Source organism: Tamlana crocina, assembly GCF_012037625.1.
The window spans coordinates 1-22,923 of the sequence record NZ_JAAVJS010000031.1; the positions used below are offsets into that span (position 1 = coordinate 1).

The following is a 22,923-nucleotide window of genomic DNA, read 5'->3' on the forward strand; positions in this document are numbered from 1 at the left end:
TTATTCTGTGGTTCCGAAGTTTCCTCATTATCGTTTTCAGAACAAGAGAAGGTCAAAATGATTAGTGCAAAGTATAATATCTGAAATTTATTATTCATGGTATTGTTGTTAAATTATTTGTAACGGTTCGTATAACCGTCAGTTACGGGTTTTAAGTTATTGTTTTTCGATTAAGCACTGACGCTAGCAATTCCGAGTGGATTCGGACGTAGTCGAATCCGCCGTAATTGCGGTTATACATTGTTGTACACAGTACTTTTTTAAAATGGCAGGTCATCTGATAGTCCTTTTGCATTTTCATTATCGTTTTCGGATGGAATTTCTTTCGGTTCGTAATCATTTCGATAACAATGACCACAGCCTTTAAATCCTAACTTTTCCAAAAAGTATCCTTCCATTTCAATTTCAGGATTGAATTTCAGTCTATAGTATTCAATTAGATTTGATTTTAAAGGTCTTTTGTATGTTTCGTCATATTCTTTTAAAAGCTCTCTTACTTCTTCGTCAGAAAATCCAGTTTCATTTCCGTCTATTGGCTCTGTTTTGTAAGCCAAAAAAGTCCATTTTGAAAATCGGCTTAAAATTTTCTTGTTTTTCTCGTTTGCATAATAAAATCTACCAGCATCTTTAATTAGTCCGTCAATTCTTGTCTCAATTTCTTCTATTGTTTCATTTTTTATTGCTGTATTCCCAGAATTATCTTTATTAATTGCTTGAGGGTTTGTTTCTATTCCATATTTAGCTTTTAATCGCATAACGAATACATCTGGTTTTTCCAGAAGATGTTCAACAGTTTTAAACCATTCTCGAAATTCAACTACTGCCGACAGTCCTTTTTGTTTTATTTCTTCTGGAATTGGAAAGTTTTGATAATCAGCATTAAGCATTGGACAGCAAGAATATTTGTGGTAACCAGGTTTTTTACCTTCGTAAACAAATGAAAAAGTGTCTTTCGGTTTGTATGGCTTATAGATTGTTGTAAAATATTTTTCAGGGTCTTTAAGTAATTCTTGGATAGCTAAAAGAGCACTTTCTTCATATCTGCTCAAAAAATAAATTTGCATTTTATACACTTGGCCTTCTAAATCAAGTCCTTTCAGGTCACTATCGAAAATGATTTTGTTAGTATTTGCAAGTGTAATGTATGCCATCTTGGTTGGTCAGTATTGTGTACAACGGTTTTGTATATGGCTCGTAGCGTGCAAATTAGCGATTAATTTTCGGTTTAGCCACAAGCCAGATTTTTAAATTTTACTATTTATCTTTTACTTGGAAATCGTCAAATTTAAAAATTTGGCGACTTTCCAAATATGCCTTAACTGCGATTAAGCAACTACCAAGCTATGAGCTATATACTTTGTTGTAAGTAGTGCTTTTTTAGTTCACTTACTTAATTTCAAAATCCGAAATGCTCCTTGAATTACCAATGCAAAAACAATTGTTCCAATAATCAAATCAGGTTTATTAGAACTCAAATAATGCACTAAAATTCCTGCAATAATTACTCCCAAATTGATAATCACGTCATTCGAAGTGAAAATCATACTCGCTTTCATATGTGCTTCTTCTTTGCTCTTTGACTTTTGCAAAATATAAAGACAAATTCCGTTTGCAATAAGTGCAAAAATCGAAACTATAATCATTGTTGAAAAATCGGGAAGTTTCTCGTTTCCGAAAAATCTTCTCAAGACTTCTACAAATCCAATAATCGCAAGTATTATTTGAAAATATCCAGCAAGTTTGGCAATCCGTTTTTTCTTTATTACTGTTCCGCCAACCGCAAACAAACTAATTCCGTACACAAAACTGTCCGCAAGCATATCTAAACTATCGGCAACAAGTCCCATAGATTTTGAGATAATTCCTGTTGTCATTTCAATAATGAAAAAAGCAAAATTTATGGCAAGTACAGACCAAAGTAGTTTTTTCTGATTTTCGTTTTCTTTAAATTCCGTTTGGTCGGTTTGTTCCGTTGAGATTTTTTTTCCACCTAAATTCAATTCGATAACGGACTTTTCGATTTGGTCAATTTCTCCGCTGTGAAAAACGGTCAATTTTCGATTCGGAATATCAAAGTCCAAATTCGCAATGCTTGAAATTCCGTCCAATTTCATTCGGATAAGATTTTCCTCTGAAGGACAATCCATTTTGGTAATTTCAAATATTGTTTTATTCACTTGGTTTCTGGGTTTTTCGGCATTACTTACAACGTTTTGGGCTATGGTTTCGTTGCGTGAAAATCCGCGAGGATTTTCCGCCGTAAACCGAAGATAGTAAATTTGCGAGGACTTTCCGCGAGGAAATTCATTATCTTTCCTTTGTTTGTTATCTGCTTATTAATCATTAGTTTATATAATATTTCACGTTCTTTTTTGTTGCCAAACTACTCTTTTTTGCTTATATTTGTTGCCGTATTGTTGCCCATACAACACTCTTAAAATGCATAGTTTAACATAGTAAATATAAGGAAAATGAAAGTTACTTTACGCCAACGTAGAAAAGGGAAACGAATAAGTTTATATCTTGATTATTACGAAAACGGAAATCGTAAGTACGAGTACTTGAAATTATATTTAATACCAGAACCCGACAAAGGGTCCTTAACTAAAGCCCAGAAATTAGAAAACAAGAAAATCTTACAACTTGCTGAAAGCATCAGAGCTAAAAGGCATCTAGAAATTCAAAATAATATTTATGGCTTTGAGAATAAGGAAAAGAAACAAGGAAATTTTTTTGTGTATTTAGAACAATGGATTGAAAGACGTTCAGAAAGCAAGGGAAATTTAGCAGTATGGAATAGTACTTTAAAGCATTTAAAAGCTTATTATCCTAGTGGTATTTCTTTTGAAAGAATTGATGAAGAATGGGTTGAAGGTTTTAAAGAGTATTTAGATAAAAAGGCACTTTCTAGAAGTAAACGAGAATTAAGCCAAAATACTAAATCTGCATATTTTAAAAAGTTATTGGCAGTATTACGTCAAGCGGTTAAAGAAAAGGTAATACAATACAATCCTGCAATTTATGTTGAAAACTTCAAAGAAGAAGATACACATATGGAATTTTTAACTTTAGAAGAAGTTAGAAAGCTTTTTAACACAGATAGTAAACATCCACAATTAAAAAATGCGTTTCTTTTCTCTTGTCTTACAGGATTGCGTTGGTCTGATATTACAAAGCTACAATGGTCAGAAATCCAATATTCAGAAAGTTACGGGAATTTTATTAGATTTAAGCAAAAGAAAACTAAAGGAGCTGAAACCTTACCAATTTCCGAGCAAGCATTTGAATTGTTAGGAGAAAAAGGCGAACCAACTCAAAAAGTTTTCGAGAATATTAATAACGTTCAGAGAAACTATGACCTATTAAAAGATTGGGTTGGAAATGCAGAAATTAAGAAGAATATCACGTTTCATTGTGCGCGACATTCATTTGCTACATTGCAGCTAACTTTAGGTACTGATATTTATACAGTATCAAAAATGTTAGGTCATAAGAACTTAAAAACAACTCAAATTTACGCTAAAGTAATTGACGACAAAAAGAAACAAGCAGCGTACAGAATAAACCTTAACCCAAATGGCTAAAGACCTATTTATCGACTTACTGTATGTGGAAAAGGTTACTGATGATAAAAGAACCGAAAACCAATTTAAAGAGCTTTTAAAAGGCTTTAAAAAGCAATACCTCAATACAACGCCTAAATATGAAATTGACTTCAAAAAGGCGTATTCTAACAGGCGTAAATACTATTTAAAGTTAATTGAAACCGAGTACATCAAAAATTTTAATCAAATCAATGATGCACTTGAAATCAATACTACACCAGGTCATTTATCTTTCTTGTATGATAAAGAATATAACCGTATCAAAAATTACCTAAACCAAATTAGTAACTATGTTTCTGATAACGATCTTGACGAAACCTTATACTTAAAGCCAATTCAAAACGATAAATCAGATGAAGCTTATATTATTTCATTTTTAAAGGCTAATGCGATGATGCTTTTTATGGAACTTCAAGAACGATTTTCAGAATTAAGTGATGCTGAAATTTATACAATAGAAGAACTGCACGAAGTATTTTTTAATGAAGAACCACCTCAAGAGTTAATTGTAAAATCCTATTCCGGTGCAGAAATAAAAACGGTCAGGAAACAAGTAAAACAAAGTTCAATTTTCAACGCTATACAAGGTGATTTTAGAGAGGAAAACAATGATGTCTTATCCTATAACGAACTTATTAATAAGATTAAACAAAGAGAATTTGCAAAATTAGAGGAGCTATTAAATGAAAAAGGCATTATAGATGATGAATATAACTTCATAAAGAATAGAGGTAATAAAATATTACTTGCAGCTTTTATGGTTAAGTTAACAGAAACTAAATATTTTAATGAAAGAATATTTTTTGACAGTAAACCATCTAAAAAAATAGAGCCTAAACACATTTATAAATTCTTTGCTTATCGGTATGGACCAAGTAGTAATGCAGGTAAAGAATACCGTAGATTTTTAGGTACTGAAAAAAGAGCCTATCAAAAATTAGTTGAAGCCAATTTTTGGCTTGACCAAATCAAATAAAACTTCACTTTTTAAAAGTGGTATTTTCTCTACTTAATACCAAATAGATAATACCAAAAACGGTGTAAATCATTGTTTTACAATGGTTTAATAATACCATTTTTTCTCTTTTCTGTTATACCAAACACCTTTTTCAATATTTGTTATGTCCTTGACAATCAAGGATGACTTTTGCGCAGAAGTCCATTTTTTAATTAAAATTTATAATAAGATGGACGTTAAAATAATTGAACGTTTAGAACGCATCGAAAAGTTGTTAGTAGAACAACAAACGTTGCAAAAGCAAGTATTGAATTTCAATGAAACTTGTCAGTATTTAGAACTATCACAATCGCACTTGTATAAACTTACAAGTACGGGAGCCATTCCACACTATAAACCGAATGGTAAAAAAATCTATTTCCAACGTCAGGAATTAGACCAATGGTTATTGCGTAACCGTATGGATTCCCAAGACGAAATCGAGCAACAGGCAGCTAATTACTTAATCAAAAAAGGAAGGATTTAGTTATGACTGAAATCATCGATTTACTCTTGGCACTCTCACAAGAGATTAAGGACTTAAAGGCACGTATCGAATTAATAAGAGCTACGAGAGCAGAACGCTTAAAAGATACGTGGATTGACAATCAGGACGTAATGCAAACGCTACATATTAGCCAACGGACATTGCAAACATTCCGTTCAAATGGTACGATTCCATATAGCAAGATACAAGGTAAATTTTATTACAAAGTATCTGATATAGAGGAACTATTACAAAGCAATTATTATAACCCAAATTTTAAATGCGATGGAAATAAGTAAAGAAAGCATCTTAAAGAAAACGCATTACGGGTTAAATATTTATGCTTATGTATTAAGGCAGTATTATCCTAAATCAACAGTCCTTTCCTTAAAAGGAAGGGACTGCGGGATAACCCGAAATCCTTTTAATGGTGGTAAATCAACATTACAAATTAATGTTGTTGAAAATAAGGCAATGCATTACGACATAGAATTAACCGATTTTAAAGGTGATGTATTCGATTTTGCATCCTATCATTTTAAAATCATTAATGAAGAAGAATTGTTACTAAAAATCAATGAGGTACTGCATCTAAATTTTGAAGTTAAAAAAGAAGATGAATTATCCTGGTTAGATGCACCTGATGATACTTGGTATGCTTACAGCAGTTTTTACAAAGCACCAATTAGAAATGTTTTTCCAACTGAAAAAGTAAGATTACACCAAATATTTGAGCGTATTACAAGCGATAAGTATAAAAGTATCACAGAGCAATTTAGAGCGATTAAAAACCCTAAAGAAGCACGGAAATTTAAAGCAAATCATTTTGATTATGTAACATTTTCAGGTGTGTTTTCTAAACGAAATGATGATAGCTTAATTGAGCATTCATCATTATTGACAATCGATTTTGACCATTTAGAAAATCTTGAAGAACTAAAACAACAATTATTAAACGATGAATATTTCGAAACCGAAATGTTGTTTACATCACCTTCAGGAGAAGGCTTAAAATGGATAATTAGAATCGATTTATCGAAAGTGTCACACAACGAATATTTTATTGCGGTGGCCAATTACATAAAACATACATATAACATAGAGGTTGACCAATCGGGTAAAGACATTTCCAGAGCGTGTTTTTTATCCCACGATCCATTGGCATACCTACATAAAAGACATCAAAAGCTATGACAAAAATATTCAACCCGAAAGATTGGTTAGCTGTTCCAGAGCAAAAAGAAGTACCTAAAAAACCAATCAACAACAAACCGACAACGGTTGTTGCAAATGATATTGAAACATATATCAACGCTTTAGAACAATCAGGTATCGATATTACTGATACTTATGAAAAGTGGCGTGATATTGGTTTTGCTATTTCAGAGGAATACGGTGAAGCTGGACGTGATTACTACCATAGAATTAGCAGAAATTATTCAGGTTACGACCATAAAGAATGCGACGAACAGTATAATAAATGCTTACAAGCAAAAGGACACGGTATAAGCATAGCAACCTTATACCACCATTTGCATCAAGTTGGTATTAAACCAAAACAGCAACAACAAGTTGTTGAAGTATCGCAACATCCAGAGGAAGAAAAACAACCATTGCCAACAATACCAACAACAGTTTACAACAACATCCCAACATTTTTGCAACAAGTAGTAAAACCATCAAGCAGTAATGAAGAACGTGATATTTTGTTGTTGGGTGCATTAACTGCATTTAGTGCCTGTTTTCCAAAATTATTTGGTGTGTACGACCAACGGAAAGTGTTTAGCAACTTGTATTTATTTGTTACTGCACCTGCTTCAGCAGGAAAAGGGAGATTAAACCAAATTAAAAATTTGGTAAATCCTGTTCACAAAGAAAAGCGCGAACAATCCAAAACCCTAAAACAACAGCATCAAGTTGAAATGGCTACTTATAATATGAATAAGGGCAAAAGTGAAACTATGGAAAAACCGAGTAAACCACCTGAAAGAATGCTGTTTATTCCGGCTAACAATAGTGTAACAGGTGTTTATCAATTAATATCGGATAATGAAGGTAGAGGGTTAATTTTTGAAACCGAAGGAGATACTTTAGCACAAGCTTTTAAAAGTGATTACGGTAATTATTCCGATGGTTTTCGTAAAGCATTCCACCACGAAACCATTAGTTACTATCGTAGAACGGACAGAGAGTATGTAGATATTGAAAGACCTTGTTTGTCAACGGTGTTGTCTGGTACACCAAAGCAGATTCAGGCATTGGTTCCAAGTGCTGAAAATGGCTTGTTTAGTCGTTTTATGTTTTATTATATGAATATCAAACCTACTTGGAAGAACGTTTTTCAAACTGATACAACCAATGGTTTAGATGAATATTACGACCAATTAGGAAAAGAATTTTTTGGGTTATACAAAACCCTAAAAAACAATCCTGATATTGAAGTAAGGCTAACAACCGAGCAACAACAAAAGTTTAATGTGTTTTTTGAGAAGCTTCAAACCAAATACCTCAATCTTCAACCCGATGACTATATAGCAACTGTTAGACGTTTGGGGTTAATAGCATTTAGAATTATAATGTTGTTTTCTGTATTTCGCATTATGGAAGATGGTGATGTAAACCAAGTAAGATATTGTGAGGATATAGATTTTGAAAATACATTGGAAATGATAAGCGTATTAGTAAAGCACAGTAGTAAGGTGTTTAACGATTTACCTATCGAACAAAAAGAAGTAAAAAGAGCCAATCGTAAAGAACGTTTTTTAGAAGCACTACCTTATCAATTTTCAAGACAAGATTACCTAAATATAGCCGACAAAAACAAGATTCCTCATAAAACAGCAGAAGGCTATATTACTAAATTTGTTGATGCTGGTCTAATACATAGGGAGGCACATAACAATTATACAAATCCCACAAAAGCACAATAAGGATTTTGAGGATTTTAAGGAAACGAGGATTTATAAAAATACTTTATATCCTCAAATCCTTAACTTCCTCATTTCCTGTTTATAATTGTTAATATCTTTTTGTTAGTTCTTATTTTCTTTTTCTTACATTAGACAAATATTGACAAGTCAAAATATCCCCAAAATGACATTTGGCGAATACATCAGAGAAATACGAGAGGAACAACAATTACTATTAAGAGAAGTTGCTTCTCAAATGAATATTGATACGGCACTTTTAAGTAAAATTGAACGTGGTACTCGTATGGCTCGTAAAGAACAAGCTGAAGCATTAGCCAAAGTATTAAAACAAAACAAAAGCGAATTACTTCAATATTGGTTAGCAGATAAAATTGTCTTTATGTTAAAAGATGAAAAGAACATTACGGAAATCCTCAAAATTGTAGAACAAAAAATTAATAGATTGAGCAAGAAGTAGAATTAATAAACCCAAGTATTATGAGTCAGGAACTTTATTTCAATATCATAACGTTTGATTTACCAGACAAACCAATAACTTTTTATTTAAGTAAAGAGAAAATTGGTAATGCTCAAAAGCTCTATAAAACAAAGTTTCCAACCAATATAGAAGATTTGTTTCCTGGTATAAAAGAAGAAAATCCTGATTTTATCTACACATCATTTATTTATGAAAAGGAAGGCTATTTGCCTTTAAAACTCAATCTAAAACAACAACCAACCGACTTAATAAAGCATTACTATAATTGGCGAATCAAAAAATTCTTTAAAAGCATAAAAAAACTTGTTGGTCAAAACTTTGTGAATGATAATCAAATTTGGATAGGTAATAGATCATATCAAAATAAAAGTTTTGCACAGTATTATAAGTTTACTGTCAAAGTACAAATTAAAGAAGTTAGTGAATATGGTGAGTTAGTTATTTCTTATGATGGTATGGCTAAAGTGTTTAAAAAACCTATTTCTGAAATTATAAAACATATCTCAACAACAAATCTTAATAAAGTTGTATATAAAATGAGGTTATTAAAATATCATAAGGAAAAGGAATTTATTGATGATAACACAAAGGCTTTTGCCATTTTGAATAACGATTTACGAACAGCTTTTAATATTCAACCAGAACCAAAAGATGATTCCAATAAATATATAAGTTATAAACACAAAATCGATAAGTTTATTCAGCATTTCATTTTAAGTGAGGAATTTAAGAAAGTTATCCCTGTTAATAATGACGATTACTTACCTGTAGAAATAAATCGAATTGGTGAAGTTGCTGATGAAAGCAATGATTTAGTGTTCCAAAATGGTGTTGGTAGAAATCCCAAAATTGATTTTAAGAATTTAAAGCCTTTAAATCCTTGTCAGTTAGATAATGTGCATTTCTTCTTTATACATCATACAAGTTATACTAAAGAAGTAGAAGCATTGCAAAAGTTATTGGAAGATGGTACAAGTTGGTATAAAGGTTTAAATATTTATGCTGGTGTTTTAGCACATTTCGATAATGATGTCAATATAGTATTTGATGATTTAGAAAATCCATTACCTCAAATAGCAAAGGGTATAAAAGATTTTAAATCAGACCCTAATATTAATTATGTTGCTATTTATTTAAGTCCTTTTAACAAGCACGAACCCAATCTTGAAAAAAAGTTAGTGTATTACAAGGTTAAAGAGCAGCTTTTATATAAAAGAATTATATCTCAAGTAATAGAGTTTGATAGATTTAGAAGAAATCAAAATAAGTTCATATACGATTTAACAAACATTTCATTAGCCTTATTAGCAAAATTAGATGGTACACCTTGGCAATTAAATGTCAAACCTAAAAATGAATTAGTTATAGGTGTGGGTGCATTTAAAAATACCGAAGAAAACATACGATATGTAGCAAGTGCATTCAGTTTTAAAAATAATGGAAGGTTTAATGAATTTCATTATTTCAGTAAATCAGATACAAAGGGATTAGCAGGAGCAATTAGTGAAGCTATATGGCAATATGTTCCAACGAACAAAACACCTGAAAAAATAGTTATTCACTTTTATAAGGATATGAAGGATGAGGAAATACGACCTGTTTTAGAAATGATGGATAAACTTAAATTGCCTTGTCCTTTATTTGTTTTAAATATCAATAAAACAAAATCTCAAGATATAATTGCTTTCGACCAAAATTGGAATGGTGAGCTAATACCTATGAGTGGTACTTTTATAAATATAGGCAGGAAAGATGAACACAAATATCTTTTATTTAATAATTTAAGGTATAAGACAACAGTTCAATACCCAAGTCATTCAAGTTACTCATTTCCAATAAAACTTAAAATATCAAGTCCTACACCAGAGGCTTTAAATGATAGTAAAATGATTAGAAAGCTAATAGAGCAAGTGTATCAATTTAGTAGGCTATATTGGAAATCCTTACGTCAACAAAACGTACCAATAACAATTAAATATCCTGAAATGGTTGCAGAAATAGCACCTCGTTTTGAAAGCAAGGAAATACCACCTTTTGGTCAAGAAACCTTATGGTTTTTATAATCCGAAGCCTTTTTTCTTTGCACAACCATTGCATTAAAAAATTCTTATATTTGCCTTAATGAAATTTTTAGCATTCATATTGTCAATCTATATCTTCACACTAAATTTAGTGCCTTGTGAAGATACAGGTACTTTTGACAATGAAGTTAAAAAAAAAATTTCTCAAGATTTAGGTGATAACCACCAACATCAAGATGCAGATTTATGTTCCCCATTTTGTATTTGCCAATGTTGCCATATAAACGCAACTTATTTCAAATTCGCAGAAATAAAATTTGAGTTTAAATACATTTCTTCTCAAGATTTTCTCTACTTAAACGGTATAAAAAAAGATTTTACCACTTCCATTTTACAGCCACCACAGGCATAATTCAGTTTTTTAAAGGATAGCTATATCCTTACGCAATGCTTTTTAACAAAAGCATTGCTTCGCTTTTATTTTGCGCGAAGCGCAAAATGATATGTTTAACTGAATTAAAATTTTACTATGATTAATAAAATCATTGATTTTTCAATCAATAACAAATTCATTATTGGTTTGCTTACGCTTACCATAATTGGAGCAGGTATTTGGAGTATGACCAAAGTGCCAATCGATGCTGTTCCAGACATTACCAATAACCAAGTACAGGTTATTACACAAGCACCTAATTTAGGTACAGAAGATATTGAACAATTTGTAACCTACCCTGTGGAAGTTGCAATGAGCAACCTGCCTGATGTAAAGGAAATTAGGTCAATCTCTCGTTTTGGCTTATCGGTTGTTACCATCGTATTCGACGATGATATGGGAACATATCTACCTCGTCAATTAGTAGCCGAAAAACTAAACGAAGTCAAAGAACAAATTCCAGCTGGTTTTGGAGAACCTACTATGGGACCTATTTCCACAGGATTAGGGGAAATTTATCAATACACCTTAAAAGTAGCACCAGAGTATAAAGACAAATACGACATTGCAGATTTACGCTCAATGCAGGATTGGATTGTACAACGTCAAATGGCAATGGTAGAAGGTGTGGTTGAGGTTAACGCTATAGGCGGTAAAATTAAACAATACGAAGTCGCGGTTGACCCAAACGATTTAAACGCAATTGGATTGACCATTACAGATGTCTTTAATGCACTTGAAGCCAATAATCAAAATACAGGTGGTGCATATATTGAAAAGAACCATCAGGCTAATTTTATTCGTGGAGAAGGCTTGGTACGGAGTTTAGAAGACATTAAAAAAATTACGGTAAAAACCGTTAATAATATTCCTGTAACTATTAATGATATTGCAACTGTGCAATTCGGTTCTGCCATACGTTACGGTGCATTAACCCAAGATGGTGAAGGTGAAGTTGTAGGTGGATTGGTGATGATGCTAAAAGGTGCAAATTCCAATGATGTTATTGCCAATGTAAAAGAGCGAATGGCTCAAATTGAAAAGTCATTACCAGAAGGCGTAATTATTGAACCATTATTAGACCGAAGTAAATTAATTGGCGAAACAACTTCTACTGTAACCACAAATCTTATTGAAGGTGCATTGATAGTTATTTTTGTGCTTATCTTCTTATTGGGTAATTGGCGAGGTGGTTTAATCGTTGCTTCAACAATACCATTATCCTTATTATTCGCTTTTATTTTAATGAACGTGTTCGATGTTTGGGTAAACTTAATGAGTTTGGGAGCAATAGATTTCGGTATTATAGTTGATGGCGCTGTAATTATTGTAGAAAGTACAGTATTTCTCATTGCATCACAAGTACTAAAAAAGAAACAGCTTACATCCAAAGAGCGAGATAAAGTGGCGTCTAATGCTTCAAAAAAGATGATGAACGCTGCGTTTTTCGGTCAGTTGATTATCCTTATCGTTTTTCTACCCATTTTAGCCTTACAAGGTATTGAAGGAAAGATGTTTAAACCAATGGCATTGACCTTTATTTTTGCTATGATTGGTGCAATGGTACTGTGTTTAACCTATGTGCCAATGATGTCTGCTTTAGTGTTAAGAGCACCAAAAAATGATAAAAAATCTTATGGAGATAGATTTGTACATTGGGTTGAAGACAAATATCAACCTTTATTGGTTAGAGCCTTGCGAAAAGGTAAATGGGTAATTGGTATTGCAGTTGTGTTGTTTGGGATAACCGTTTTTATGTTTTCAAGAATGGGTGGTGAATTTATCCCGCAACTCGATGAAGGTGATATTGCATTTCACGCTATTTTAAAACCAGGTAGTTCCCTTACTGAAACCATTGAAACTACCACTAAAATAGAACAAATAGTAAAAGCCAAATTTCCAGAAGTCGAAAAAATTGTGAGTCGTATTGGTGTTGCTGAAATACCAACCGACCCAATGCCAATGGATTTAGCTGATGTTTTTGTTATTCTGAAACCTAAAAGCGAATGGACAACAGCAGAGACAAAAGATGAATTGATTGAGAAAATGAAAGAAGCGGTTGAAATCGTTCCTGGTGTTAATTATGAATTTACTCAACCTATCGAAATGCGTTTTAATGAGTTGCTTGAAGGTGTGCGTGAAGATATTGCCATTAAACTCTATGGTGAAGACATTGACATACTATCCCAAAAAGCTGAAGAAATATCTAAAATTATTGCAGGTACTGAAGGTATTGGAGATATGAAAGCGGAAGCCACAACGGGTTTACCACAAATGACCATCAATTACAACCGGAATAAATTAGCACAATACGGACTTCAAATAAATACGCTCAATCAAACCGTACAATCTGCATTTGCAGGTGGTACAGCAGGTGTGATTTTTGAAGGTGAAAAACGCTTCGATTTAGTGGTGCGTTTAAGTTCTCAAAACCGAAAGGATATAACAGATGTTCAAAACCTGTACATCAATTTACCTTCAGGTGCTCAAATTCCTTTACGTGAAATTGCAGATGTAAGCTACAAAGCAGGACCAATGCAAATAAGTAGAGACAATACCAACAGAAGAACCTATGTAGGTATCAATGTCAGAGGTCGAGATGTAAAATCTTTAGTAACTGAAATAAAATCAAAATTAGATGCACAATTGGAACTACCATCGGGTTATTTTATTCGCTATGGTGGTGCATTTGAAAATCTGGAACGTGCCAGCAACCGATTACAAACCGTTGTGCCTATTGCATTGTTACTCATATTTATTCTAATATACTTTGCATTAAAATCTTTACCACAAACCTTAATGATTTACATAGCCATTCCAATGGCAACCATTGGTGGTGTTGTAGCCTTATGGTTGCGTGATATGCCATTTAGTATTTCAGCAGGTGTTGGTTTTATTGTGTTGTTTGGCGTTGCAGTTTTAAATGGATTGGTAATGATAAGTGGACTTAACGAATTAAAAGACGAAGGAGTAACCAACCTAAAAGACAGAATTGTTGAAGGCACTAAACGAAGAATCAGACCTATTATGCTAACTGCTTTTACAGATGTGTTAGGCTTTCTACCAATGGCGATTTCATCATCAGCAGGTGCAGAAGTACAACGTCCATTGGCAACTGTAGTTATTGGTGGATTATTAACTTCAACTTTGCTAACACTATTTGTGTTACCTATTTTATACCATTGGGTAGAAAATAAATCTTTTACGTTTAAGCCAAATAAAAAGTTAGTAACAGCAACAGCAGTTGTATTATTACTGTTTGGCTTTTCACCACAAAGTAACGCTCAAGAGTTGAATGATACAATTCCCGAAATTTCATTACAGGAAGCTGTTAAACTCGCAAAAAGTAATTATCCATTGCTCAAACAAAAGCAGTTGGAAATTACAAAACAAGAGCAATTAAAAGCGACTGCCTATGATTTCGGAACGACTCAAATTTTTACAGGTGGTGAAGAAATTAATAGTGGTAATGGCATCTATACAACCATAGGTGTTGGTCAATCCAACATTGATTTATTTGGAATTGGTACAAAAAAGAAGCTGCAAGAACAACGCATTCAATTGGCACAAAAAGCCTTTCAACTTTCCGAATTAGAACTGGAATTGGAAGTAAAAAAAGCGTGGTCAAAATGCTATCAAATGAAACGGAACTATAACTTGTATAAAGAACTGGATTCCATTTATTCCAAATTTGAACAAGCAGTAGCTTTAAATTATGAAGTCGAAGCCATTTCTAAATTAGAATATTCGGCAGCAAAAAATCAAGCGTTTCAAATTAAAAATAAAAAAGCGCAAGCCTATAGTGATTACCTTATTGCCTTACAGCAATTCAATTTGTGGTTGGTATCAGAAGAAATTTTTACAGTTTCAGATGAATTTGAGGTAGCGATAGATAGTGATATGGAAACGATTAGTATTGAAAACCATCCGTTGTACAGTATGTCGCAGAACATTGTAGATGAAGCGGAAGCTAAATATAAAGCTGCAAAAGCAGATAATTTGCCAAAGTTCAATCTTCAAGGTGGTATACAGAAAGTAAATGGCAATTCAGGGTTTTACACGTATCAAGCAGGTATTTCCATTCCGTTTTTATCAGGTACTAACAAAGCACAAATTAGAAGTTCCAAAATTGATAAAGAAATAGCAGAAACCAATGTAGCGTTCAAAAAACAGGAAGTACAATCAAGGTTTGTTCAGGCTAAAGAAAACTATATAAAATGGAAAACATCTTGGGAGTTTTACAAAGACCAAGTTTTACCATTAACAAAAGAGCAAAAAACAGGTGCATTACTGGCGTACAGAGAAGGCGAAATAGATTATACTGCATTTACGCAGTTGATAAAAGAAGCCATTCAATCGGAACTTGAAGCACAGACTGCATTAGTAAACTATTTAGAAAGCACATTTCAATTACAATATTTTAATCAATAAGACAATGAAAAATAAAATATATAAAATTCTTACCGTAATGGTGTTAACCATTTTTGTTTCAGCTTGCGGAAATAAAGAAAATCATAACGAGAATGATGGTCATTCCCACGATGAGGAAGAAAAAACAGAAGTTGACGAAGAACATAATGAAAGCGAAGAAGTAATGCTATCACAACAGCAATTCGATGCTTTAAAAATGAAAATAGATACGTTGGCATTACGTAATATGAGCGGCTATGTAGAGGCAAACGGAACGTTAGAAGTACTACCACAAAACGAAGCAGCTATTACTACTGTTGTTGGTGCAAATGTCGTTTCAATTGAAGTGATTGAAGGTGATAAGGTTAATAAAGGTCAAGTTGTGGCTTATCTATCGCACCCAAATATCATACAAGCGCAAACGGATTATTTAAACGCTTATAGCAATAGCGAGCTTGCAAAGAAAAATTATGAACGTCAACAAAAATTATACGATGCTGGTGTTGGTTCTGGTGCTAATTTCCAGAAAGCAGAAGCAGAATATCAAGCATCAAAAGCAATGGTTAATGGTTTAGAAGCGCAATTAAGAATACTCAACGTTAACACTACATCAGTTCGCAATGGAACAATTGCACAGCGCATAGCATTGCGAAGTCCAATAGAAGGCTTTGTGCAAAAAGTTGAAGTAAAAACAGGTCAATATGTAGAGCCACAAACCGAATTATTTGAAATTGTAAATACGCATCACGTTCACGCAGATTTTATGGTCTTTGAAAAAGATGTCCATAAAGTACAGAAGGGTCAAAGAGTAAACTTTACGGTACAATCTATACCAGATACAGAACTTACCGCAGAAATCTATTCCGTGAGTAAAACGTTTGAAGACAGCCCGAAAGCAGTTCACGTTCACGCAGAAATAGAAAACAAAAAAGGTAATTTAATTCCTGGTATGTATATTCAAGGTAAAATTCAAGTAGATAATACCCAAACAAAAGCTTTACCAGAAAGTGCAATTATAAAAGAAGGCGAAAGATATTATGTGTTTTCAGTAGAAAAAGAAAATGACGATTGGAGCTTTAAACCTATCGAAGTTGTGTTAGGTACTAAAGATGGTGATTGGGTATCGGTTCAATTTATTGAAGATATAGAAAGTAACACACAATTTGCCTATAACAATGCTTATTACCTTAACGCAGAAATGAAAAAAGGAGAAGCAGAACACGAACATTAATTATGCAGACAATAGAACAATTATTAGAGTCAAAACAAATTCGTATTACAGCAATGCGTTTGCTTATATATAAGTTTCTTGCAGAAAAAGAAATAGCAGTAACATTAAGTGACATTGAAAATGCTTTTGAAAAAGCAGATAGAACTACCTTATACAGAACTATTAAAACATTTGAAGATAAAGGAATAGTCCATCAAATAGACGATGGCACAGGGATAACAAAATATGCGTTATGCGAAGAGGGATGTAATTGTGATATTAAAAACGATTTGCATTTACATTTTCATTGTAATAATTGCAATGAAACCATTTGCTTAACAGAACATAAAATACCTCAAATAAAAGTGCCAAATGGTTTTGTGTCAGAGAATGTAAATTTGGTGGTAAAAGGTATTTGCGATAAGTGTAGTGTCTAATTATTGCACTTCCATTGCACTGTTTTTAATTGCATTTTTGTAATCAAAGAATTAAGTAATTATGAAAAGTAAATTAGCGATAACAAGTTTGCTTACAGCAATTACAGCTTCATTATGTTGTATAGCCCCAGTTTTGGCTCTAATCGCGGGAACAAGTGGATTTGCTTCAACTTTTTCTTGGATAGAACCATTTAGACCTTACTTAATAGGGCTAACAATAGTAGTTCTTCTATTTGCTTGGTATCAAAAACTAAAACCAGAAAAAGAAATAGACTGTGAATGTGAAACGGATGAAAAACCAAAATTTATGCAGTCAAAAACCTTTTTAGGTGTTGTAACAGTATTCGCAATAGTGTTGTTGGCTTTCCCATACTACTCAAGTATGTTTTATCCCAATTCAGAGAAACAAATTGTTGTCGTTGATAAATCAAATATAAAAACAACAGAGTATAAAATAAGTGGTATGACCTGTGCCAGTTGTGAAGCTCACGTAAACCACGAAGTAAATAAACTTAACGGAATTGTAAACTCAAAAACATCATACGAAAATGGTAACTCAATCATTGAGTTTGACGAAACTAAAACCAATGAATTGGAGATTGAGAAAGCAATTAATGCTACAGGTTATAAAGTAACTGATAAAAAAGAAAATTGATGCAAACCATATTAAAATCGGAAATCACTTGCCCTAACTGCGGTCATAAAAAAGTGGAAGATATGCCAACTAACGCTTGTCAATTCTTTTACGAGTGTGAGCATTGTAAAACGGTTCTAAAACCAAACGAAGGTGATTGTTGTGTGTATTGTTCTTATGGTACAGTTCCTTGTCCACCAATTCAACAAAACAAAAGTTGTTGCTAAAACAAAACTAAATGAAAAAAAAGAAAGTCAATTTAAGAGATTTAAAACCAAATTCAGAAGAACAACATTCTCACGATGATGGTCACGACCACGGAGATGGAAGTGCATTCAAGACATACATTCCTGCTATTATAAGTTTTGTTATGTTAATGGTAGGTATCGCTGTAGATTATTTTGATGCGATTCCTCAATTTGAAGGATTGATTCGAGTAGTTTGGTACACTTTAGCATATATTCCAGTTGGATTTCCTGTAATTAAAGAAGGATGGAAAAGTCTTATAAAAGGCGATGTTTTTACCGAGTTCTTTTTAATGTCTATTGCCACCATTGGTGCGTTTATCATTGGCGAATATCCCGAAGGTGTTGCGGTTATGTTATTTTATGCAGTAGGCGAATTGTTTCAAAATGCAGCAGTCAATAGAGCTAAAGGAAACATTAAGGCCTTATTGGATGTAAGACCAAAGGAAGCCAATGTGTTTCGAGATGGTGATTATAAAAGTGTCAATCCTGAAAGTGTCGAAATAGGCGAAAAAATCCAAATACGTGTGGGTGAAAAAATCCCATTGGATGGTATTCTGCTATCTGAAAAAGCATCATTAAATACCGCAGCGTTAACAGGCGAAAGTAAACCTGACACCATAAATAAAAAGTCAAAAGTATATGCAGGAAGCATCAATATGGAAAGTGTGATTGAAGTTGAAGTTACTAATAAATTTGAAGACAGTTCCATAGCGAGAATATTGGATTTGGTACAAAATGCCACAGCAAGAAAGTCCAAAACCGAACTGTTTATTAGGAAATTTGCCAGGATATACACACCAATTGTGGTTTTTCTTGCTATTGGTTTAACTTTTCTACCGTATTTTTTTGTAGATGATTATGTGTTTAGGGATTGGCTGTACAGAGCATTGATTTTCTTGGTAATATCCTGTCCTTGTGCGTTGGTAATTTCTATTCCGTTAGGTTACTTTGGTGGATTGGGAGCAGCTTCAAAAAATGGAATATTATTTAAAGGTGCTTCATTTTTAGATGCAATGACCAAGATAAATACTTTGGTAATGGACAAAACAGGAACCGTAACCAAAGGAGTTTTCAAAATCAAAAGCATTAAGACCTTTGATTGGGATGAAGAAGAATTTATGAACTATCTAATGGCAATGGAAGAGCAATCTACACATCCTATTGCTAAAGCTATTATGGAATACCAGAAAGGAACCAACAATTTTGAAGCAAATAAGGTTTCTGAAGTTGCAGGAAAAGGGTTAAAAGGTATGGTAAAAGGTAAAGAAGTTTTGGTTGGAAATAAGGCTTTAATGGTATCCAATAATATAGAAGTGCCTAATGAAACTGAATCTATCGTGGAATCTATTGTCTTGGTAGCTATTGATAATGTTTTTGCAGGTTATGTGGTAATTGCGGACGAATTAAAGGAGGATGCTAAAGAAACCATATCAAGTTTACATAGGGTAGGGATTAAAAAAATAATGATGCTTTCAGGAGATAAAGATTCCATAACTCAACAAGTGGCAAAGGATTTAAAAATAGAAAATGCCAAGGGAGGTTTATTGCCAGAGGATAAATTAAATGAAGTTGAAGCATTAAAGAAAAATCCACAAAATAAAGTAGCCTTCATTGGTGATGGTATTAATGATGCACCTGTTTTAGCAGCAAGTAACGTTGGAATTGCAATGGGTGGTTTGGGTAGTGATGTAGCTATTGAAACAGCAGACGTTATCATTCAAACCGACCAACCTTCAAAAGTTGTTAGAGCCATTAAAATAAGTCGTTCCACACGAAAAATCGTTTGGCAAAATATCATTTTAGCTTTTGGTGTTAAAGTCATTGTCTTAATTTTAGGAGCAGGTGGTTTAGCTACAATGTGGGAAGCAGTTTTTGCAGATGTAGGAGTAGCATTATTAGCAATTTTAAATGCAGTTAGATTACAACGAATGAGTTGGTAATTGTCCCCACAACCCAAAACCCAGTTTTTTCGTACCTCAAAATCCTCTGTCTTTTGTTTTGTTCCGCTATCCACCGCACTTGTAGTTTTTGGTTGCCAACCCTCACACAGCACATTGCTTATTTTATTTGCTATTATATTTTAAAAGTAGTACAATAAAAAAGCAAAGAGCTGTTGCCATCCCTCACACCAAAAACTACCCCAAGCTATGTTTACATAACGGGTAGTTATAATAGCAGCCGCTACACCCACCACATCACCAAAGCTGTAGTTATAACGCCATTATGTAAAATAGCCGCTTTTCCCACGCTCACATCCGAAATTTCAATAAAAATCCTAACTAAATTGAAACAATAGCCATTTAAAATTTTAGTTTAAAATGATGAATATTCGTTACCTCATTCAAGCTGCACAAAACCATCGTTAAGTCCAAGTATTCCTTACCTCAAGTCTTTGTTTGTTTCATTTCGTTAACAAATATAAAAGACCACTTTTCCCCACCACCCAAGTCAGCGGTTATAAAAAAATAGGTTCATAAAATGTAGTAATACGCCATAGCATATTGTTTTTTCTCGTACCTCAAAAAAACAAAAAGCTATTGCCTAAAAGTCCTGTATAAGTAGCTTGTTTAAATGCTGTTTTATCAAACAACTATTTAAAACGCTACCCATACAAACGCTTCATCCAACGCTCAAATTGGTAATAACCTATTTTTTTAAGAGTTTATGCCCCAAAAAGTGGAAATCAATTAACTAAATACAAACCAAGATGTTTACAAAAACAGTTCAAATCACAGAAGTTACAGTAGATGAATTAGCAGATGCGGTAGCAGATAAACTAATGTTTAAAATTGAAAACTACCTTAAAGAATTATCTAAAAAACAAAATGATGAAATCCTAACAAGACAAGAAGTAGCCGATTATTTAAGGATAAGTTTAGTAACAATACATTCCTGGAATAAACACGGCATTTTAAATCCAATTCGTATGGGCAACAGAATTTTTTATAAAAAACAAGACATATTAGATGTTTTAGAACAACAAAAAATAAATAAAAAAAGGTAGCAAATATATGTGGCTACCACAGCCAACGCGCAAGGCTATAAAGGTCACGCCCTACGGGTTTTGAAAAAAATCTCCACCCCAATATTATTTAAAAAAGAGGGTAGTATTTTTTCCAAAAACCTTGACAGCCTTATCCACGCCACAAGAACATACGGCTTTCTTTTTTTATTGTTTTTCTTTTAAAAAATTAATGGTGCGAAGCGTAGCGAAGCAATTTTAAATTGGATAGCTATGTCAACTTTTGAACTGAAAACACACCAAATCGGAAGAACCTACTCGCAACCTCATTTTTTTATCCTGAACAAAGGGCAAAACAGCGGAAAGCCTTTAATAAATCCGTGTCCTAATTGCTTTGTGGTAACTGTACCAACCGAAGAAGAAAAGCACACCCTTTATCATTTATCGATGATGCTACAAATAGGCGGTTTCTATGCTTATTATCTGAAAGGTAGTGTTATTCCGTTCATTTCAATAGATGATTGCAGAAACACGCTTAAAGATGGCTACACTTCATTACTAAATGAATCTAAAGAGTTGAAGAAGCATATTAGTATTGTGTCAGCTATTAGCAGAAAAGAAGCAGAATTGCAAAAAGTCATTTCAAAAATGGCAGATTTAAAGGTGTCATATATTCAAAGTTTATTTTCTAAAAAGCAAAATCGGGCAACAAAGGGCAACAAAAACCTAATCAATCTATTAGCATAGAATTTGCCATATATTACTTGTGTTGGTGAAAGGCTATACCAAGTCCGTACCAACTTCGAATATGTAGTAATTTTAAATTTTATATGTTATGGGTGTAATTTCACAAGGAATCCTGGGCGGTGTATCAGGAAAAGTAGGAAACGTAGTCGGTGCTTCTTGGAAGGGTATTGACTACTTGAGAATCAAACCTTCAAGCGTGGCAAATCCACGTACAGAGGGGCAAGTTAACCAAAGAAACAAGTTTACTGTTACTTTGGAGTATCTTCAACCAAATTTAGGCTTTATCCAAAAGGGATATAAGTCTTATGCGGTGCAAAAAACAGAGTTTAATGCTGCAATGTCTTATGTATTGAATAATGCTATTACAGGAGCTGCACCAAACTTTACTGTAGATTATTCTTTAGCTTTATTAAGTAGAGGTAACTTATCAGGAGCATTAAACCCTGCAACAGATTTAGCAACTGCTGGACAAGTTGAGTTTACTTGGGATGATAACTCTGCTGAAGGTAATGCAAATGCAACCGATAAAGCAATGGTTTTAGTTTACAATCCAAGTAAAAAAGAATCAATGTATATTCTTGATGGTGCTGATAGAACTGTAGGATCACAAATCATTACAATTCCAAGTACCTACGCAGGAGATACTGTTGAGCTTTTTATGGCATTTACTACAGTAGATGGTAGTATAGTGTCAAACAGCGTTTATTTAGGCTCTGGAACAGCTAATTAACGGTTGATGTTTAAATAATAAAACCGTTCTACACGAACGGTTTTATTTTTATCGTTTAATAAGTTCCTAATTTTATCTATTATTTCTTTCCTTTGATTAGTTCTTATAATCAAATATTTGTTGCCTTATTGTTGCCTTTTTAACTGAAAACCCTTATAAATAAGGGTTTTTTAATTTCCGAGAGGAAAGTCAGAAGCAATGAACTATAGCCGGTGTTAGGCACAGTTTTTATTCTTTTTTTATTTCTCCATTTTCATAAAACAGAGTTTTTTTTATCAAAAGTCCGTCTTTGTCATAAACAGAGACTTCTTTTAAATTCCCGTTTTGATAATATCTTTTAAATTCTCCAATAACAAGTCCGTTTTTAAATTCCCCTGTCAGACGAATTGTTCCGTTTGAATAATAATCAGTTTCAATTCCGTCACAAACTTTTTCGCAATTCATAAACTTATTATTCGGGATAATGTAGTGTAGCCTTACCCAATTTAAGACACAGCTAAATTCAATAAATTTTCATTAATATCATTCGATTCGGGGAAGAATTCTTCCCCGAATCGAGGTTTATATTCCCTGGGTGATTTATTGCCCAGGGAT

At 33.1% G+C, this 22,923-nt stretch carries 21 protein-coding genes; 18 read left to right on the plus strand and 3 right to left on the minus strand.

The features are described 5' to 3' along the window. Positions 1–260 precede the first annotated feature (260 nt). Together HC176_RS15055 and HC176_RS15060 are read right to left on the minus strand one after the other, a co-directional pair. Positions 261–1,151 (minus strand): hypothetical protein, encoded by an 891-nt coding sequence (locus HC176_RS15055; RefSeq protein WP_167919738.1) that lies wholly within the window; start codon positions 1,149–1,151, stop codon positions 261–263. A gap of 231 nt (positions 1,152–1,382) precedes the next feature. Then, complete coding sequence (locus HC176_RS15060) at positions 1,383–2,177, minus strand: cation efflux transmembrane domain-containing protein (RefSeq protein ID WP_167919739.1); 795 nt, start codon at positions 2,175–2,177, stop codon at positions 1,383–1,385. Positions 2,178–2,471: 294 nt separating this feature from the next. On the opposite strand from HC176_RS15060, the gene HC176_RS15065 reads away from it, so the two are divergent. The 18 genes from HC176_RS15065 (at position 2,472) to HC176_RS15150 (ending at position 22,329) form a co-directional block, all read left to right on the plus strand. After that, positions 2,472–3,584 carry a site-specific integrase gene (locus HC176_RS15065; RefSeq protein WP_167919740.1) on the plus strand — a complete coding sequence of 371 codons (1,113 nt, stop codon included), beginning with the start codon at positions 2,472–2,474 and terminating at the stop codon, positions 3,582–3,584. Next, on the plus strand, positions 3,577–4,581 hold the full coding sequence (locus tag HC176_RS15070; RefSeq protein ID WP_167919742.1) for a DUF6617 family protein: 1,005 nt from the start codon (positions 3,577–3,579) through the stop codon (positions 4,579–4,581). Before HC176_RS15065 ends, HC176_RS15070 begins: the two co-directional genes overlap by 8 nt. Before the next feature lie 211 nt (positions 4,582–4,792). Further along, on the plus strand, positions 4,793–5,089 hold the full coding sequence (locus tag HC176_RS15075) for a helix-turn-helix domain-containing protein (RefSeq protein WP_093026613.1): 297 nt from the start codon (positions 4,793–4,795) through the stop codon (positions 5,087–5,089). Positions 5,090–5,091: 2 nt separating this feature from the next. After that, a complete protein-coding gene (locus HC176_RS15080) occupies positions 5,092–5,388 on the plus strand; it encodes a helix-turn-helix domain-containing protein (RefSeq protein WP_072349425.1) in 297 nt (98 codons plus the stop codon). Next, positions 5,375–6,283 carry a BT4734/BF3469 family protein gene (locus tag HC176_RS15085; protein ID WP_167919744.1) on the plus strand — a complete coding sequence of 303 codons (909 nt, stop codon included), beginning with the start codon at positions 5,375–5,377 and terminating at the stop codon, positions 6,281–6,283. The genes HC176_RS15080 and HC176_RS15085 overlap by 14 nt, the downstream gene beginning before the upstream one ends. After that, entirely contained in the window at positions 6,280–8,019 is a 1,740-nt protein-coding gene (locus HC176_RS15090) for a DUF3987 domain-containing protein (RefSeq protein WP_106676397.1), read from the plus strand. Before HC176_RS15085 ends, HC176_RS15090 begins: the two co-directional genes overlap by 4 nt. A 163-nt stretch (positions 8,020–8,182) precedes the next feature. Further along, a complete protein-coding gene (locus HC176_RS15095) occupies positions 8,183–8,476 on the plus strand; it encodes a helix-turn-helix domain-containing protein (RefSeq protein ID WP_167919746.1) in 294 nt (97 codons plus the stop codon). Positions 8,477–8,496: 20 nt separating this feature from the next. After that, positions 8,497–10,560, plus strand: a complete 2,064-nt coding sequence (locus HC176_RS15100) for a Piwi domain-containing protein (protein WP_167919748.1) — start codon at positions 8,497–8,499, stop codon at positions 10,558–10,560. A gap of 58 nt (positions 10,561–10,618) precedes the next feature. Next, a complete protein-coding gene (locus HC176_RS15105) occupies positions 10,619–10,930 on the plus strand; it encodes a DUF6660 family protein (RefSeq protein WP_027879789.1) in 312 nt (103 codons plus the stop codon). Between the two features lie 117 nt (positions 10,931–11,047). Then, complete coding sequence (locus tag HC176_RS15110) at positions 11,048–15,382, plus strand: CusA/CzcA family heavy metal efflux RND transporter (protein WP_167919752.1); 4,335 nt, start codon at positions 11,048–11,050, stop codon at positions 15,380–15,382. A gap of 4 nt (positions 15,383–15,386) precedes the next feature. Continuing rightward, a complete protein-coding gene (locus HC176_RS15115) occupies positions 15,387–16,592 on the plus strand; it encodes an efflux RND transporter periplasmic adaptor subunit (RefSeq protein ID WP_167919754.1) in 1,206 nt (401 codons plus the stop codon). Positions 16,593–16,594: 2 nt separating this feature from the next. Next, positions 16,595–17,008 carry a Fur family transcriptional regulator gene (locus tag HC176_RS15120; protein ID WP_036122963.1) on the plus strand — a complete coding sequence of 138 codons (414 nt, stop codon included), beginning with the start codon at positions 16,595–16,597 and terminating at the stop codon, positions 17,006–17,008. Between the two features lie 61 nt (positions 17,009–17,069). Then, on the plus strand, positions 17,070–17,663 hold the full coding sequence (gene merTP, locus HC176_RS15125) for a mercuric transport protein MerTP (RefSeq protein WP_167919756.1): 594 nt from the start codon (positions 17,070–17,072) through the stop codon (positions 17,661–17,663). After that, on the plus strand, positions 17,663–17,869 hold the full coding sequence (locus HC176_RS15130) for a GDCCVxC domain-containing (seleno)protein (RefSeq protein WP_081653185.1): 207 nt from the start codon (positions 17,663–17,665) through the stop codon (positions 17,867–17,869). Before merTP ends, HC176_RS15130 begins: the two co-directional genes overlap by 1 nt. 11 nt (positions 17,870–17,880) lie before the next feature. Then, positions 17,881–19,830 carry a heavy metal translocating P-type ATPase gene (locus tag HC176_RS15135; RefSeq protein ID WP_167919758.1) on the plus strand — a complete coding sequence of 650 codons (1,950 nt, stop codon included), beginning with the start codon at positions 17,881–17,883 and terminating at the stop codon, positions 19,828–19,830. A gap of 767 nt (positions 19,831–20,597) precedes the next feature. Then, the gene (locus HC176_RS15140; protein ID WP_167919760.1) at positions 20,598–20,894 is read left to right on the plus strand and encodes a helix-turn-helix domain-containing protein; all 297 of its coding nucleotides are present in this window, start codon (positions 20,598–20,600) and stop codon (positions 20,892–20,894) included. A gap of 231 nt (positions 20,895–21,125) precedes the next feature. Further along, positions 21,126–21,599: a DUF6943 family protein gene (locus tag HC176_RS15145; protein ID WP_167919762.1), complete on the plus strand. Its 474-nt coding sequence runs from the start codon at positions 21,126–21,128 to the stop codon at positions 21,597–21,599. A gap of 88 nt (positions 21,600–21,687) precedes the next feature. Then, on the plus strand, positions 21,688–22,329 hold the full coding sequence (locus HC176_RS15150; protein WP_167919764.1) for a DUF6266 family protein: 642 nt from the start codon (positions 21,688–21,690) through the stop codon (positions 22,327–22,329). A gap of 228 nt (positions 22,330–22,557) precedes the next feature. Here the strand turns inward: HC176_RS15150 and HC176_RS15155 are convergent, their stop codons facing one another. Next, positions 22,558–22,773, minus strand: a complete 216-nt coding sequence (locus HC176_RS15155) for a toxin-antitoxin system YwqK family antitoxin (protein WP_167919766.1) — start codon at positions 22,771–22,773, stop codon at positions 22,558–22,560. Positions 22,774–22,923 lie beyond the last annotated feature (150 nt).

Bases quoted from the DNA above. Each gene is read 5' to 3' on its own strand.
- HC176_RS15120 (WP_036122963.1), top strand. From the start codon at position 16,595: ATGCAGACAATAGAACAATTATTAGAGTCAAAACAAATTCGTATTACA.
- HC176_RS15115 (WP_167919754.1), top strand. From the start codon at position 15,387: ATGAAAAATAAAATATATAAAATTCTTACCGTAATGGTGTTAACCATT.
- HC176_RS15090 (WP_106676397.1), top strand. From the start codon at position 6,280: ATGACAAAAATATTCAACCCGAAAGATTGGTTAGCTGTTCCAGAGCAA.
- HC176_RS15135 (WP_167919758.1), top strand. From the start codon at position 17,881: ATGAAAAAAAAGAAAGTCAATTTAAGAGATTTAAAACCAAATTCAGAA.
- HC176_RS15070 (WP_167919742.1), top strand. From the start codon at position 3,577: ATGGCTAAAGACCTATTTATCGACTTACTGTATGTGGAAAAGGTTACT.
- HC176_RS15100 (WP_167919748.1), top strand. From the start codon at position 8,497: ATGAGTCAGGAACTTTATTTCAATATCATAACGTTTGATTTACCAGAC.
- HC176_RS15080 (WP_072349425.1), top strand. From the start codon at position 5,092: ATGACTGAAATCATCGATTTACTCTTGGCACTCTCACAAGAGATTAAG.
- HC176_RS15095 (WP_167919746.1), top strand. From the start codon at position 8,183: ATGACATTTGGCGAATACATCAGAGAAATACGAGAGGAACAACAATTA.
- HC176_RS15105 (WP_027879789.1), top strand. From the start codon at position 10,619: ATGAAATTTTTAGCATTCATATTGTCAATCTATATCTTCACACTAAAT.
- HC176_RS15065 (WP_167919740.1), top strand. From the start codon at position 2,472: ATGAAAGTTACTTTACGCCAACGTAGAAAAGGGAAACGAATAAGTTTA.
- HC176_RS15110 (WP_167919752.1), top strand. From the start codon at position 11,048: ATGATTAATAAAATCATTGATTTTTCAATCAATAACAAATTCATTATT.
- HC176_RS15130 (WP_081653185.1), top strand. From the start codon at position 17,663: ATGCAAACCATATTAAAATCGGAAATCACTTGCCCTAACTGCGGTCAT.
- HC176_RS15145 (WP_167919762.1), top strand. From the start codon at position 21,126: ATGTCAACTTTTGAACTGAAAACACACCAAATCGGAAGAACCTACTCG.
- HC176_RS15150 (WP_167919764.1), top strand. From the start codon at position 21,688: ATGGGTGTAATTTCACAAGGAATCCTGGGCGGTGTATCAGGAAAAGTA.
- HC176_RS15075 (WP_093026613.1), top strand. From the start codon at position 4,793: ATGGACGTTAAAATAATTGAACGTTTAGAACGCATCGAAAAGTTGTTA.
- HC176_RS15055 (WP_167919738.1), bottom strand. From the start codon at position 1,151: ATGGCATACATTACACTTGCAAATACTAACAAAATCATTTTCGATAGT.
- HC176_RS15085 (WP_167919744.1), top strand. From the start codon at position 5,375: ATGGAAATAAGTAAAGAAAGCATCTTAAAGAAAACGCATTACGGGTTA.
- HC176_RS15140 (WP_167919760.1), top strand. From the start codon at position 20,598: ATGTTTACAAAAACAGTTCAAATCACAGAAGTTACAGTAGATGAATTA.
- merTP (WP_167919756.1), top strand. From the start codon at position 17,070: ATGAAAAGTAAATTAGCGATAACAAGTTTGCTTACAGCAATTACAGCT.
- HC176_RS15155 (WP_167919766.1), bottom strand. From the start codon at position 22,773: ATGAATTGCGAAAAAGTTTGTGACGGAATTGAAACTGATTATTATTCA.